Here is a 13,295-nt window from a genome sequence, read left to right as displayed (position 1 = left end):
GAACCGCAATCCGTCCCCGGGTCGGGACGTTCGTGCGGGCCCCGAGCCGTCGCGAGGTGGTCGAGCTGTTCGAGCTCAAGGAGATGCTGGAGGGCATGGGTGCCCGGCTGCTCGCCGGCCGTGGCCCGGTCCGCGAGCTCGACGCGCTCGAGGAGAACATCGAGCGCTCCGCCGCCGCCGTGGCCGCGTCCGACGCGGCGACCTACGCCGTGCTCGTGCACGGGTTCCACGAGCTGCTCGTGACCGGCGCCGACAACACCCAGCTGGTCACGCACTACCGCACGCTGATGAACCAGCTCGCCTACCACCGGCTCGTCTCGGCGTCGCTGACCCGGCCCGGCCGGCTCGGGGAGTCGCTCGCCGAACACCGGCACGTCCTGGAACTGGTCCGCGGCAAGGACGGCGTCGGGGCGGAGTTCGCGATGCGCGACCACGTCCGCTCCAGCGAACGGGCCACCCTCACCGCCGGCCACCGGACCGGCGGACACCCACCGACGAAGGAGTCCTGAGATGCGCTTCTCCATCTTCCACAACGTCGGGGCACCCGGCAGGCTCGACGACGTCGCCGGCGTGCTCGACGAGATCCGTGACGTCGCGACCTACGCCGACACCGCCGGCTACCACTCCATCTGGTACACCGAGCACCACTTCGGGCACGAGGGCTACGAGCTGGTCCCGAACCCGGTGCTGATGGGCGCCGACATCGCGGCCCGCACCGAGCGGATCCGGATCGGCCAGGCCGCGAACATCGTGACCTTCTGGAACCCGATGCGCCTGGCCGAGGACATCGCGATGCTCGACCAGATGTCCCGCGGCCGGGCCGAGGTCGCCGTGGGGCGCGGGCTCTACGGCCGGGAGGCCATGAACCTCAACCCCACGGCCGACCCGCGGGACCAGGAGCAGAACCGCGCGCTGTTCGAGGAGACCCTCGAGGTGCTCCGCAAGGCGTGGTCCGGGGAGTTCTTCTCCCACTCCGGCGACTTCTACACCTACCCGGCGCCCGGCATCGGCTGGGACCACCCGCTCTCGCCGCCGTCGCCGGAGTTCGTGGGTGCGGACGGGACGCTGGACCGTCTGAAGGTCGTGCCGCAGTCCTTCCAGCGCCCGCACCCGCCGATCTCGCAGGTGATCGACACCCCGCGCTCCATCCAGAGCGCGGCCCGCTCCGGGATGAAGGGCATCTTCTGGATGCCGCCGATCTCCGAGCTGAAGGGCCGCTTCGAGCTCTACCGGGACACCCTGAGCGAGGCGACCGGGACCGAGGCCGCGCTGGGGGCCGGGCTGTCGCTGGTCCGCGACGTCTACGTCGCGGACACCATGGAGCAGGCCAGGGCCGACTTCGAGGAGGCGCTGCTGACCTCCTACCGGTGGATCTGCCACTGGCGCGGGCTGAACAACCTGCGCGAGGTGGGGGAGGACATCACCGGCCGGGTGCTGGACTACGACTTCCTCGCCGAGCGCAACCTGCTGGTGGGCACCCCCGACCACGTCGCGGAGAAGGTGCACGAGCTGCAGCAGGAGCTGAACCTGCAGGACCTGCTGCTCTGGACCACGCACCCCGGTCTGGAGCACGGCAAGGCGATGCGCAGCTTCGAGCTGTTCGCCGAGAAGGTCATGCCGCAGTTCGCCGGGAGTTCCGCGTGACCGGCGCGATCCGCCGCGTCGTCACCGTCGTCGAGGAGAGCCTGCACGAGCTCGGGCGGCCGGTCCGGACCCCGGTCCGGCGGGCGGCCGCGGTGGCGGTCGTCGCGAACCCGTGGCTGGGCCGCGGCGTCCAGGACGACCTGTCGCGCGAGGCCGCCGCGCTGGCGCCGGAGATCGCGCACGCGCTGTCCGACCGGCTGCTCGCCGCGCTCGGTGGCGCGACCGGGGTGGAGGCGTTCGGCAAGGCCGCGATCGTCGGGCTCGACGGCGAGATCGAGCACGCCGGGGCCCTGATCCACACCCCGTTCTTCGGCGACGTGCTGCGCCACCGGACCGGCGGCGAGTCGATCATCGTGTTCTCCGACCAGCGCGCCGGTGCCGGTACACCGCTGACGGTCCCGTTGTGGCACAAGGAGCACGCCGCGACCCGATCGCACTACCAGACCATCACCGTCCGGGTCCCCGACGGACCGCGTCCCGGCGAGATCGCCGTCATCGCGGCCGCGTCGGACGGACCTCGGCCGAACGCCCGGATCGGGGACCGGCGTACCGACGCCGCACTCGCCGACCACGTCCTGGACCGCCGCAACGGCCGGTCCGCCCGCACGTCCGATCAGAGGGAGCCCGTCTCGTGAGCGTCACGATCCGCACCGTCCACACCGTCGTCGACGAGATCCACACCGAGGGCGGCCGACCGGTCGAGCCCGCGGCCCGGGTCGCCGTCGTCCTCGCCGTCATCGAGAACCCGTGGGCCGGGCGGGGCTTCGTCGACGATCTCGGCCCCACGATCGACGAGGTCGCCCCGGAGCTCGGCAAGCTGCTCTCCGACCGGGTGGTGGCCGCCCTCGGCGCACCGGTGGAGGCGTTCGGCAAGGCCGCCATCGTCGGGCTCGACGGGGAGATCGAACACGGCTCCGGACTGATCCACACCCTGAAGTTCGGCAACCACTTCCGCGACGCCGCCGACGCGACGACGCTGCTCCCCGCCGTGGAGAAGCGCGCCGCCGCCGGGACGGTGTTCGACATCCCGCTCAAGCACGTCACCGACGCCACCATCCGCTCGCACCACCAGACCGTGGAGGCCCGGGTGCCGGACGGCCCGCGCGCCGACGAGATCGTGGTCGGCCTGGCCGCCGCGGCCCAGGGCAGGCCGCAGGCCCGGCTCGCACCGCTGGCGAGCGAGAAGTGAGCCGGCCGGCCGACGTGGTCCTGCTGCACGGGGTGGGCCTGGACCACACCGTGTGGGACCGCGTCGTGCCGGGCCTGGCCGGCGAGGGCCGGACCGTGCACGCCCCGGACCTGCTCGGGCACGGGACGGCGCCGGACGCCCCGGCCGGCAGCACCCTGTCCGACCTCGCGGCGCCGGTGGCCGCGCTGCTCGACCGGGCGGGGGAGCGGCCGCTGCACCTGGTCGGGTTCTCGCTCGGCGCGCTGGTCGCCACCCGGGTCGCGCTCGACCGCCCGGACCGGGTCGCCGCGCTGACCCTGGTCAGCGGCGTCGCGGACCGTAGCGACGCGCAGCGGGCCGCCGTCCTGGACCGGCTCCGCGCGGCGCGCTCGGACCTCCCGGCGACGTTCGACGCGGCCGTCGAGCGGTGGTTCTCGCCGTCCTGGCGGGCCGCCGAGCCGGGGACGGCCGACCGGATGCGCTCGGTCCTCGGCGCGAACCGGCCGGCGTCCTACCTGGCCTGCTACGAGGTGTTCGCCACCGCCGACGCCGAGCTCTGGCCCGAGCTGCCCCGGCTGGGCGCCCCGGTGGTCGCCACGACCGGGGCGGACGACCCGGGATCCACCCCGGCGATGTCCGAGGGCCTCGCCGACCGGGTCCCGCACGGCCGGGCCGTGATCGTCCCCGGAGCCCGGCACCTGCTCCCGCTGGAGCGCCCGGACGCGGTACTCGCCGCGATCCGCGAGACCCCGCCCCGCACACCGACCGATCCGAGCACTGGAGCACTGGCCCGATGACGACCACGCCGGACGCCCCCGCGGCGTCGGAGCCGACCACCGCGCCGCTGCCGCGGCACGACCACCTGATCGCCGGCGAGCGCGTCCCGCCGGCCGGTGGCGAGTACTTCACCAGCGACAACCCGACCACCGGGCAGCCCTGGTACGAGGCCGCGCGGGGAACCGCGGAGGACGTCGACCGGGCCGTGGCCGCGGCCCGCCGCACGTTCGAGTCGCCCGGCTGGCGCCGGCTGTCCCAGACCCGCCGCGGCGCGCTGCTGCGCCGGATGGGCGAGCTGGTCGGGGAGCACGCCGCGGAGCTCGCGCGCACCGAGAGCACCGACAACGGCAAGCTGCTGCGCGAGATGACCGCCCAGCTCGCCGGGCTCCCCGAGTACTTCTTCTACTACGCCGGGCTGGCCGACAAGATCCACGGCGAGACGATCCCGGCCAGCAGCGTCGACGTCCTCAACTACACGCTGCGCGAGCCGGTCGGCGTGGTCGGTGCGATCACACCGTGGAACTCGCCGCTGACGCTCACCGTCGCGAAGCTCGCGCCGCTGCTGGCCTGCGGCAACACCGCCGTCGTCAAGCCGTCGGAGTACACCAGTGCGTCGATGCTGGCGCTCGCCCCGCTGTTCGAGCAGGCCGGGTTCCCGGCGGGTGCGGTGAACGTCGTGACCGGCTACGGCGCGGACGCCGGGGCACCCCTGGTCGACCACGCCGACGTCGCCAAGCTGTCGTTCACCGGCAGCACCGCGACCGGGTCGTGGATCGCCGAGCGGGCCGGGCGGCGGCTGGTGCGGGCCGGGCTGGAGCTGGGCGGCAAGTCCCCGCAGCTCGTGTTCGCCGACGCCGACGTCGCCAGCGCGGCCAACGGCGTCATCGCCGGGATCTTCGCCGCCGCCGGGCAGACCTGTATCGCCGGCAGCCGGGTGCTCGCCCACCGTTCGGTCTACGACGAGCTGGTCGAACGGGTGGTCGCCAGGGCGCGCACGATCCGGATCGGCGACCCGCTGGCCGATGGCACCGAGCTCGGCCCGCTCGCGATGCCCGCCCAGCTGGCGAAGGTCGAGGAGTACGTCGCGGCCGGCCGGGCGGACGGCGGGGTGGTCGCGCACGGCGGAGGCCGCCCGGACACCGGGCTCGGTGGCTGGTTCCACGAGCCGACCGTGTTCACCGGCCTGTCCAACGACACCCGGATGTGCCGGGAGGAGATCTTCGGCCCGGTCGTCGCGATCATCCCGTTCGACGACGACGCCGAGGCCCTGCGGATCGCGAACGACACGAACTACGGCCTCGCGGCCGGGATCTGGACCCGTGACCTCGCCCGGGCGCACCGGGCCGCGGCGGCCCTCGACGCCGGGACGGTCTGGGTGAACATGTACCGCGCGATGTCGCCGATGTCGCCCCGGTCCGGGTTCAAGACCTCCGGTCTCGGCGTCGAGCACGGCACCGAGGTCGTCCGCGAGTACACGCGGTTGAAGAGCGTCTGGGTCAACACCAGCGACGAGCCCGCGGGCGACCCGTTCGTCCTGCGGTCCTAGGGAGGAGGACACCCGTGTCCGAGTTGATCCCCACCATCACCGGCGGGGCCGGCGGCACCGTGGACACCGCCGGGCTCCGGCAGGTGTTCGGACGGTTCCCGAGCGGCGTCACCGCCGTCTGCGCGCTCGACGACGACCGGGTCCCGGTGGGCCTGGCCGCGAGCTCGTTCGTGGCCGTCTCGCTCGATCCGCCGCTGGTCGGGCTGTGCGTGCAGCACACGTCGACGACCTGGCCGCGGCTGCGTGACCGGGCCCGGCTCGGGCTGTCGGTACTGGGCGACGGCCAGGACCGCATCTGCCGGCAGCTGGCCTCCAAGCAGGGCGACCGGTTCGCCGGGCTCGACCTGCACCGCACCGCGGACGGGGCGGTGCTGCTCGGCGGCGCCTCGGCGTGGCTCGACTGCTCGGTGGAGAGCGCGGTGACCGCGGGCGACCACGATCTCGTGCTGCTGCGGGTGCACCGCCAGTGCACCCACCCCGGTCGCGGACCGCTCGTGTTCCACGAGAGCGGGTTCCACGCACTGGCCAGCCTGGGGGCGGCGTCGTGACCGCGGTGGCCGAACCGGTCGCGCCGCGGCCGCCGTCGCCGTGTGACCCGCTCACCCGTGCGCTCGACGCCCTGCGGGCGGGGCGCCCGGTCCTCGTCTGCGCCGACGCGGCCGACCGCACCACCGCCGACCGGGCAGCCGGCGGCGGCGCGGAGTGCGTCGCGGTCCTGCCCGCCGCGCTGGCCGGCCCGGCCGGGGTGGCCTGGATGGTCCGGCACACCTCCGGCCTGCTGCGGGTGCCGATGGAGCCGGACCGGGCCGACGTGCTCGGCCTGCCCCCGATGCTCTGGCACGACACCGGTCCGCACGGCACCGGGTTCACGGTGTCGGTCGACGCGGCGACCGGCGTCGGCACCGGGATCAGCGCCCGCGACCGGGCCCGCACGGCCCGCGTGCTGGCCGACCCGGAGAGCGTGGCCGCGGACCTGACCCGGCCCGGTCACGTGCTGCCGCTGCGTGCCCGGCCCGGTGGGGTGCTCGCCCGGCCGGGGCACGCCGAGGCGGCCGTGGACCTGTGCCGGCTGGCCGGGCTGCCCGCGGTCGGCCTGATCGCCGACGTGGTGACCGATCCCGGGACCGCGGGCGGCGGCCGCACCGCGGACCGGGCCGGGACCGTGGAGCTGGGTGCCCGGCACGGCGTGCCCGTCCTCGACGTCGCCCGGCTGGTGCGGTACCGCACCCGGCACGACCACCACCACGCCGGCCACACCGGCGCCGCCGACACCGACCGGCGGTGGGTGGGCAGCGCCTGAGGCCCGGGATAGGCTCGCGGTGTGCAGGCCGGTACCGGGAGTGACGAGGCCCCTGCGAACGGTCGCCGCGGTGCGCAGGCCCGGGTGCTGGACGGTCTGCGCGACGCCATCGTCAGCGGGACCCGGCAGCCGGGGCAGCCACTGTCCGAGCTGGCCCTGGCCACCGAGTTCGACGTCAGCCGGACGCCGGTCCGCGAGGCGCTGAAGCAGTTGCAGATCGAGGGCCTGGTCGAGATCCGGCCCCGGGTGGGCACCTTCGTCCGGGTCCCGAGCCGGCGTGAGCTGGTCGAGCTGTTCGAGCTCAAGGAGATGCTGGAGGGCATGGCGGCCCGGCTGCTCGCCGCCCGGGGCGCCACCGAGGTGCTCGACCGCATCGAGGACAACCTCGAACGCTCGGACCGGGCCGTGGCCCGTGGGGACGCCGAGGCCTACGCGGCACTGGTCCACGACTTCCACGAGCTGGTCGTCACCGGGGCCGACAACACCCGGCTGCTGGCGCACTACCGCACGCTCATGAACCAGCTCGCGTACCACCGGCTGGTCTCGGCGTCGCTGAGCCGGCCCGGCCGGCTCGGGGCGTCGTCAGCGGAGCACCGGCGGGTTCTCGAACTGGTGCGGGAGAAGGACGGGTTCGGGGCGGAGTTCGCGATGCGCGACCACGTCCGCTCCAGCGAGCGGGCGACGATGTCGCTCGAGGATCCCCTGCGCGTCGCGGCCCCGACGCGGGCTGAGGTCCCGGTGTGGCGCCGGTCACCCTGATTTGAGTGTGCCGCAGCGTCACGGTCTTGTCTGTTGCTGCAACCGGGTACGACCAGAGGGGCGAGATGACGATGACCGACCTGAACCGGGAACGCGACGAGGGCGTGACCCCCACCGAGCACCCGACCGCCACGCCGGCGGCGCCGTCGGCGACGCCGGCCTCGGCGGCGTCGATGCTCGACCAGATGGGCGGCCCGATGGGGTTCGTCTACTCCACGGTCCCGGTCGTCGTCTTCGCCGCCGCCAACGCGTTCCTGCCACTGCCGGTCACGATCGCGGTCTCGGTCGGCGTCGCGGTACTGCTGACCGTGTTCCGGCTGGTCCGCGGGGAGCGGTTCTCCTCGGCGGTCGGCGGCCTGATCGCGGTGGGCGTGGCGGTCGGTCTGGTGGCCTGGACCGGGTCGGCGAAGGACTTCTTCGCGATCGGGATCTGGGCGGCGCTGGCCGGGTTCGTGGTCACGGCGGTGTCGGTGCTGGCCCGCCGGCCGGTGACCGGGCTGATCTGGAACGCGGTGCACGGCAACACCCATGACTGGCGGGCCGACCGGCCGAGCCTGCGGGCCCACGACATCGCGACGCTGGCCGCGGCCGCGGTGTTCGGCGCCCGGTTCGTGGTGCAGTACTGGCTGTACGCGATCGACACCACCGGTGGTCTGGCGATCGCGCGGGTGGCGATGGGTACCCCGCTGACGATCGTGGGTGCGCTGGTCGTGGTGTGGGCGTTCCGCCGGACGAGCAAGCGGCTGCTGCCCCGGTCCTGATCCCCTTCTCCCGCGGCGCCCGTCCTCCGTCCCCGGAGGGCGGGCGCCTTCGCGTGTGGTGGGCGCGACGTCAGAGCGCGGCCAGCAGTTCGGTGACCAGCGCGGCGCGTTCGGGCAGCGAGTCCAGGCGGATCTGCTCGTCCGGGGCGTGCGCACCCCGGCCCTGTGGCCCGAGACCGTCGAGGACCGGGACGCCGAGGTCGCCCACGAGGTTCGTGTCGGCGGCGCCCCGGGCGGGCCGGCCGTCGACGTCCTGGCCGCAGGCCGCACCGGCCCGCGCGGCGAGCGCCAGCAGCTCCGCGCAGCCGGGGCCGCCGGGCCATGGTGGCCGGGAGGCGAGGATCTCCCCGCGCACCACCGCGCCGGGACGGACCGGCTCGGGCGCGGCCAGCCGGTCCAGGACGGCGGTCTCCGCGGCCGGTGTCTCGAACCGCAGGCCGAGATCGCACCAGGCGTGACCGGCGACGACGTTCGTCCGCCCACCGCCGCCGAGCGTGCCGGCGTTGCACAGCACCCCGGGCGTCGCGACCGCCAGCGCCCGGGCGGCGACGAGCTGGTCGACCAGTTCGTCCACCGCGGAGACGCCGTCCTCGGGGGCGAGCGCGGCGTGCGACTCCCGCCCGGTGCAGGTCAGCCGCAGCCGGGTGCTGCCCCAGCGGGCGGTCTTGAGCGCGCCGTCCGGGTGCGGGGGTTCGAACCCGAGCACGGCGACGCTGTCCCGCGCCCGCGCCCGGACCAGGTCGCGCGCGGTGGGGGAGCCGACCTCCTCGTCGGCGACGACGCATACGTGGATCGGCCGGTGCCCGCGGCCGGACGCGCGCAGCGCGCGGACGGCCGTCTCCAGCACGACCAGGCCGCCCTTCATGTCGTAGACGCCCGGGCCGTGCAGGACGTCCCCGCCGGGACCGGGGGCCACCCGCAGCGGGACCGGTCCGTCGAGGGTCCCCGCCGGCCAGACGGTGTCGTGGTGGCCGAGGCACAGCACCGGCGCCTCGCCGGCCCGGTCGGCCGTGCCGTCGATCTCGACGAGGAGGTGCGCTCCGTCGGCGGCCGGGACCGGCCGGGTCCGGGCACCGAGGTCGCGCCAGGTGCCGGCCACGACCTCCAGCAACGCGTCGAGGCGCGCCGCGTCGCCGGTGGGGGACTCCAGGCGCGCGTAGGCTCCACGTCGGCCTGCATCCGGTCCGCGTCGTGCTCGCCGCGGTACGATGATGACGTCATGGATACGTAACGTATCAGCGAACCGTCTCTCCTTCAGGGCTTGACTAGCTGCGGATTCTGGAAGACAGTCGCGACATGCGTTTCACAAGTCGGTCGGCATGCTGACCGTGGACGAGCCTCGTCGCGGCCTGACGGTCCGGGATCTCGACGACCCCGAGCTGCAGCGCCAGGCCGTCGACCTCTACCGGCGGGTCTTCGGTGCGCCCGACCGCACGGGCCTGGAGCTGAACACCCGGCTGCTGAGCGCGGTGCTGCGCAACGGCGGGACCGCGCTGGGCGTCGTGGACGGGGACTCCCTGGTCGGGCTGGCCGTCGGGTTCTGCGGCATGTCCGGGGGGCGGGTGTACCACTACTCCCAGACCGCCGCGGTGGCCCCGGAACTGCGCGGCCGCGGGGTGGGCCGGCTGATCAAGCTGGCCCAGGCCGACGCCGCACGGGCGGCGGGCGCGACCCGGATGCGCTGGTCGTTCGATCCGGCGAGTGCCCGCAACGCGCACTTCAACCTCGACGTCCTCGGCGCGACCGGGCGGTGGTACGTCGACGACTTCTACCACCGCCCCGGTACCGACCGGGTGGTCGTCGACTGGGACCTGGAGCGCACCGGCCCCCCGCCCGCGGCCCCACCGGCGCCCCCGGTGCAGGACCCTGCCGTCGGGGCGTGGTCGGCCGGTCCGCACACCGGCGTCCTCGTCGTGCCCACCGCGGACGAGGTGACCGAGCACGACCGGATGCGGATCCGGGCCGGGTTCCGCGCCCTGCTCGGCCGCGGCCTCCTCGCGCGCTCCTGCCGCCGGATCTCCGACGACCGCGCCGTGTACACCTTCGCCGGGGACCTCCCGTGACGGCGCGCGAGCCGGGCGCCGCCGACGTCGACCGCGCACTCGTCAGCCCGAGCCAGCGGTTCGACGCACGCGTGCAGCGACGTTCCGGATCGGTGCTGCGCCGCCGGCTGGTCGAGCAGGAGCTGGCGTCGCTGACCACCGCGCTGCACTCGCTGACCGAGGACGGCAGCATCGAGCGGGCCGCGGGCTGTGTCGTCGGGGCCCGGCGCCGGTTCGTCCTCGGTACCGGCAAGTCGTTCGCGTTCGCCCGGCTGCTGACCGGTGACCTGGGGGCCTCGCTGTCGCAGGTCGTCCAGATCGACGGGACCCTCACCCCGGCGCTGGACATCCTCACCGACGTCCGCGACAGCGACGTGCTCGTCGCGTTCTCGCTGCGCCGTTACCGCCGGGAGACCGTGGAGATCGGCCGGGCCTTCGCCGCGGCCGGCGGCGCCCTCGTGCTGGTCACCGACGCGGCCGACGCCCCGCTGACCGACGTCGCGACGGTCTCGCTGGTGGTGCCGACCGAGAGCGCGTCGTACTCCGACTCGCCCACCGCCGTCGCCTCCGCCACGCACCTGCTCGCCGCCCTGACCACGGCGAGCGCGAAGGGCGCGCGGCGACGGCTGCAGGAACGCGACCGGATGTCCGCCCGGCTCGGCCTCTACCTCGACCCGGAGCAGGAGCACCCGTGAAGATCGTGCACGCCCGCCTGCACCTGGTGCGGCTCCCGCTCGTCCACTCGTTCGAGACCAGCTCGCACCGCAAGGCGCACCTCGACCACATCCTCGTCGAGCTGACCGACGAGGACGGGCACACCGGCTGGGGCGAGATCGCCTCGCCGAGCGACCCGTACTACACCGCCGACACCGTGGAGAGCAGCTGGCTGGTCGCGACCCGCTACCTGCTGCCGGCCGTGGTCGGGGCCGAGGTGGAGTCCCCGGGCCGGCTGCGCGAGACCTACGCCAGGGTCCGCGGGAACCGGTTCGCCACGGCCGGGATCGACGCGGCCGGCTGGGCCCTCTTCTCGGCCGCGCGGGGGACCCCGCTCGCGGCGGAGCTGGGCGGTACCCGCGACCGCGTGGTCGCCGGGGTCTCGCTCGGGATCGAGCCGACCGTCGACGAGCTGCTGGCGCAGGTCCAGCGGCAGGTGGACGCCGGCTACCGCCGGGTCAAGCTGAAGATCGCCCCGGGCTGGGACGCCGAACCGGTGCGGGCCGTGCGCGCGGCGTTCGGTGACCTGATGCTGCAGGTGGACGCGAACGGCGCCTACCGCGACGAGCCCGCGCACCACGACACGCTGCGCAGCCTCGACGGGGCCGGCCTGCTCATGATCGAGCAGCCGTTCGCCCCCCGCGACCTGCTCGGATCCGCCGCACTCGCCCGCCGGACGGCGACGCCGATCTGCCTGGACGAGTCGATCGAGACCGTCGAGGACCTGCGGACCGCGGACGCGCTGGGTGCCGGGGACATCGTCAACATCAAGGTCTCCCGGATGGGCGGCCTCACCGCCGCGGTGCGGGCGCACGACGTGGCGCGGGAGCTGGGCTGGCCGGCGTGGTGCGGCGGGATGCACGAGTTCGGCGTCGGGCGGGCCGCGAACGTCGCCCTCTCCAGCCTGCCCGGCTTCACCCTGCCCTCGGACGTGTCGGCCTCGGCGAAGTACTACGCCCGCGACATCACCGAGCCGATCACCGCGGACGGCGACGGTGTCGTCGCGGTGTCCGGCCGGGCCGGGCTCGGCGTCACCGTCGACGCCGGGTTCCTGGCCACGGTCCGCCACCGCAGCCACGAGCTCGGCGACCGGGACGCGGCGCCCCGCACGACGACCGACCACCAGGAGGCCCGACGATGAGCACTCCGCACGACCCGCCCGCGACCGGCGACCCGGAGACCACGGGTGCCGCGGCGCCACCACGGCCGCGGCAACGACTGGTCTCCGGCGCCGCGATCGCCGGGCTCGCGGTGTCGCTCGTCGCCGGGATCCTCACCTCGCCGCCGACCCTGTGGGGGCTGCTGCCGATCGTCCTCTACGCCGCGCTGGCCCTGCTCGGCATGGACATCACCGTCGCCACCGCGGTCGCCGTCGTGTCCGCGCTGCTGGTACTGGCGCCGACGCCGATCGTCGCCGCCGAGATGTTCGGGTCCTCGCTCGGCGAGATGGTCACGATGATCGGGCTGATCATCATGCTCGGGGCGGCCGCGGGCGAGGTGCTCCGCGCGACCGGTGTCGCGGACGCGATCGTGCACGCGGTGCTGCGGATCGTCGGGCACGACAGCCGGGTGCGCACGATCCTCGGTGTGATGCTGGCCTGCCTGGCACTGGTCGCGGCGCTGGGGACGCTCGCCGGTGCGCTGGCCATCGCCGCACCGATCCTGCTCCCGGTCGTCGCGCGGCTCGGGTTCACCCGCTCCGCGACCGCGGCGATGATGTTCATCGGCGGGTGCGCCGGGCTCGCGATCGCGCCGTTCGCCGGGTCGAACGTCGCGATCATGTCCGCGGCCGAGGTCGGGTACCTGCAGTACCTGCTCTACGGGGCCGGGCCGCTGGCGGTGCTGTCGATCGTGCTCGGCCTGCTCGTCGTCCCGTGGGTGCAGCGTCGCACCGAGGGCACCGGGGACGACTACACCGACGCCGACGTCGTCGCCCCGGAGGCGGCACCCGGTGGTGCCCGGCGCCGCCGGGCGACCGTCGCGTTCACCGTCACGCTGCTCGCGGCCGTCGGGTACGCGATCGTCACCGCGGCCGGGACGTCGTTCCCGCTGCTCGCGCTGCCGGTGCTGGCCGTCGTCACCGGGCTGGCCGGGGGCCTGCGGCTGGCCGACGTCGCCCGGCACGTCATGCGGGGTGCGAGCACCCAGGTCCCGATGTTCCTGCTGTTCTGGCTGCTCGCGGTGTTCTTCCTCGCCGTCGACGAGCTGAAGCCGTTCGACGTCGTCCTGGCGGCCTTCTCCGACGAGCTCGGGGCGATGTCGCCGCTGCTGTTCGTCGCCGTCATCGCGCTGCTCGGCTGGGTCGGCGTGCCCGGCGCGACCGCGGCCCAGGTCGTGCTGATCGACGAGGTCTTCGGCGGCCTGTCGGCGACCATCGGGGTCGGCGTCAACGCCTGGGTGATCGTCCTGCTGTTCGCGTCGAAGATCGACACCTACGGCCCGTTCCCGAACGCGAACATGCTCGGCGCGATGGGCCTCGCCCGCTCGTCGAACCTGCGCAACCTGCTGATCGTCGGCTGGATCCTGCTGCTCGCGGCATCGGTCATGTACGCGGCGATCCTCGTCTTCGAGGTGTGAGGAGTAT

15 protein-coding genes are annotated in these 13,295 nt (G+C 74.5%); 14 read left to right on the top strand and 1 reads right to left on the bottom strand.

The window, feature by feature from the left end; genetic code table 11:
- The first annotated feature begins 32 nt into the window (after positions 1 to 32).
- The 10 genes from AFB00_RS27990 to AFB00_RS27945 all read left to right on the top strand — a co-directional run bounded on the left by AFB00_RS27990 (position 33) and on the right by AFB00_RS27945 (position 7,955).
- Entirely contained in the window at positions 33 to 509 is a 477-nt protein-coding gene (locus AFB00_RS27990; RefSeq protein ID WP_231974113.1) for a GntR family transcriptional regulator, read from the top strand.
- Between the two features lies 1 nt (position 510).
- Positions 511 to 1,644 carry an LLM class flavin-dependent oxidoreductase gene (locus tag AFB00_RS27985; protein ID WP_068799665.1) on the top strand — a complete coding sequence of 378 codons (1,134 nt, stop codon included), beginning with the start codon at positions 511 to 513 and terminating at the stop codon, positions 1,642 to 1,644.
- On the top strand, positions 1,641 to 2,279 hold the full coding sequence (locus AFB00_RS27980; protein ID WP_068799664.1) for an amino acid synthesis family protein: 639 nt from the start codon (positions 1,641 to 1,643) through the stop codon (positions 2,277 to 2,279). Before AFB00_RS27985 ends, AFB00_RS27980 begins: the two co-directional genes overlap by 4 nt.
- Positions 2,276 to 2,833 carry an amino acid synthesis family protein gene (locus AFB00_RS27975; RefSeq protein ID WP_068799663.1) on the top strand — a complete coding sequence of 186 codons (558 nt, stop codon included), beginning with the start codon at positions 2,276 to 2,278 and terminating at the stop codon, positions 2,831 to 2,833. The genes AFB00_RS27980 and AFB00_RS27975 overlap by 4 nt, the downstream gene beginning before the upstream one ends.
- Complete coding sequence (locus AFB00_RS27970) at positions 2,830 to 3,609, top strand: alpha/beta fold hydrolase (protein WP_068799662.1); 780 nt, start codon at positions 2,830 to 2,832, stop codon at positions 3,607 to 3,609. The genes AFB00_RS27975 and AFB00_RS27970 overlap by 4 nt, the downstream gene beginning before the upstream one ends.
- Entirely contained in the window at positions 3,606 to 5,135 is a 1,530-nt protein-coding gene (locus tag AFB00_RS27965; protein ID WP_156819751.1) for an aldehyde dehydrogenase, read from the top strand. The genes AFB00_RS27970 and AFB00_RS27965 overlap by 4 nt, the downstream gene beginning before the upstream one ends.
- A gap of 14 nt (positions 5,136 to 5,149) precedes the next feature.
- Positions 5,150 to 5,683 carry a flavin reductase family protein gene (locus AFB00_RS27960; RefSeq protein ID WP_068799661.1) on the top strand — a complete coding sequence of 178 codons (534 nt, stop codon included), beginning with the start codon at positions 5,150 to 5,152 and terminating at the stop codon, positions 5,681 to 5,683.
- Positions 5,680 to 6,435 carry a 3,4-dihydroxy-2-butanone-4-phosphate synthase gene (locus tag AFB00_RS27955; protein WP_068799660.1) on the top strand — a complete coding sequence of 252 codons (756 nt, stop codon included), beginning with the start codon at positions 5,680 to 5,682 and terminating at the stop codon, positions 6,433 to 6,435. Before AFB00_RS27960 ends, AFB00_RS27955 begins: the two co-directional genes overlap by 4 nt.
- Positions 6,436 to 6,456: 21 nt before the next feature.
- A complete protein-coding gene (locus AFB00_RS27950; protein ID WP_231974112.1) occupies positions 6,457 to 7,194 on the top strand; it encodes a GntR family transcriptional regulator in 738 nt (245 codons plus the stop codon).
- Positions 7,195 to 7,265: 71 nt separating this feature from the next.
- Positions 7,266 to 7,955, top strand: coding sequence for a DUF3159 domain-containing protein (locus AFB00_RS27945; protein WP_068800752.1), 690 nt, complete (start codon positions 7,266 to 7,268; stop codon positions 7,953 to 7,955).
- Positions 7,956 to 8,025: 70 nt separating this feature from the next.
- Here AFB00_RS27945 and AFB00_RS27940 read toward each other — a convergent pair whose 3' ends face one another.
- Positions 8,026 to 9,054 carry a M20/M25/M40 family metallo-hydrolase gene (locus AFB00_RS27940; RefSeq protein ID WP_231974111.1) on the bottom strand — a complete coding sequence of 343 codons (1,029 nt, stop codon included), beginning with the start codon at positions 9,052 to 9,054 and terminating at the stop codon, positions 8,026 to 8,028.
- A 229-nt stretch (positions 9,055 to 9,283) separates the two neighbouring features.
- Here AFB00_RS27940 and AFB00_RS27935 point away from each other — a divergent pair, with 229 nt between their 5' ends.
- From AFB00_RS27935 to AFB00_RS27920, 4 genes are read left to right on the top strand one after another with little or no spacing between them, the layout of a single operon-like run.
- On the top strand, positions 9,284 to 10,018 hold the full coding sequence (locus tag AFB00_RS27935; RefSeq protein ID WP_197519686.1) for a GNAT family N-acetyltransferase: 735 nt from the start codon (positions 9,284 to 9,286) through the stop codon (positions 10,016 to 10,018).
- Positions 10,015 to 10,692, top strand: a complete 678-nt coding sequence (locus tag AFB00_RS27930) for a MurR/RpiR family transcriptional regulator (protein ID WP_068799657.1) — start codon at positions 10,015 to 10,017, stop codon at positions 10,690 to 10,692. The genes AFB00_RS27935 and AFB00_RS27930 overlap by 4 nt, the downstream gene beginning before the upstream one ends.
- Positions 10,689 to 11,852: an o-succinylbenzoate synthase gene (gene menC, locus AFB00_RS27925; protein WP_083275883.1), complete on the top strand. Its 1,164-nt coding sequence runs from the start codon at positions 10,689 to 10,691 to the stop codon at positions 11,850 to 11,852. The genes AFB00_RS27930 and menC overlap by 4 nt, the downstream gene beginning before the upstream one ends.
- Positions 11,849 to 13,288 (top strand): Na+/H+ antiporter NhaC family protein, encoded by a 1,440-nt coding sequence (locus AFB00_RS27920; protein ID WP_083275882.1) that lies wholly within the window; start codon positions 11,849 to 11,851, stop codon positions 13,286 to 13,288. The genes menC and AFB00_RS27920 overlap by 4 nt, the downstream gene beginning before the upstream one ends.
- The last annotated feature ends 7 nt before the right edge of the window (positions 13,289 to 13,295 follow it).

The organism is Pseudonocardia sp. HH130630-07, assembly GCF_001698125.1.
Taxonomy (GTDB): domain Bacteria; phylum Actinomycetota; class Actinomycetes; order Mycobacteriales; family Pseudonocardiaceae; genus Pseudonocardia.
The sequence above is the reverse complement of the archived record's forward strand: the minus strand, read 5'-3'. Positions and strand labels throughout refer to the sequence as shown.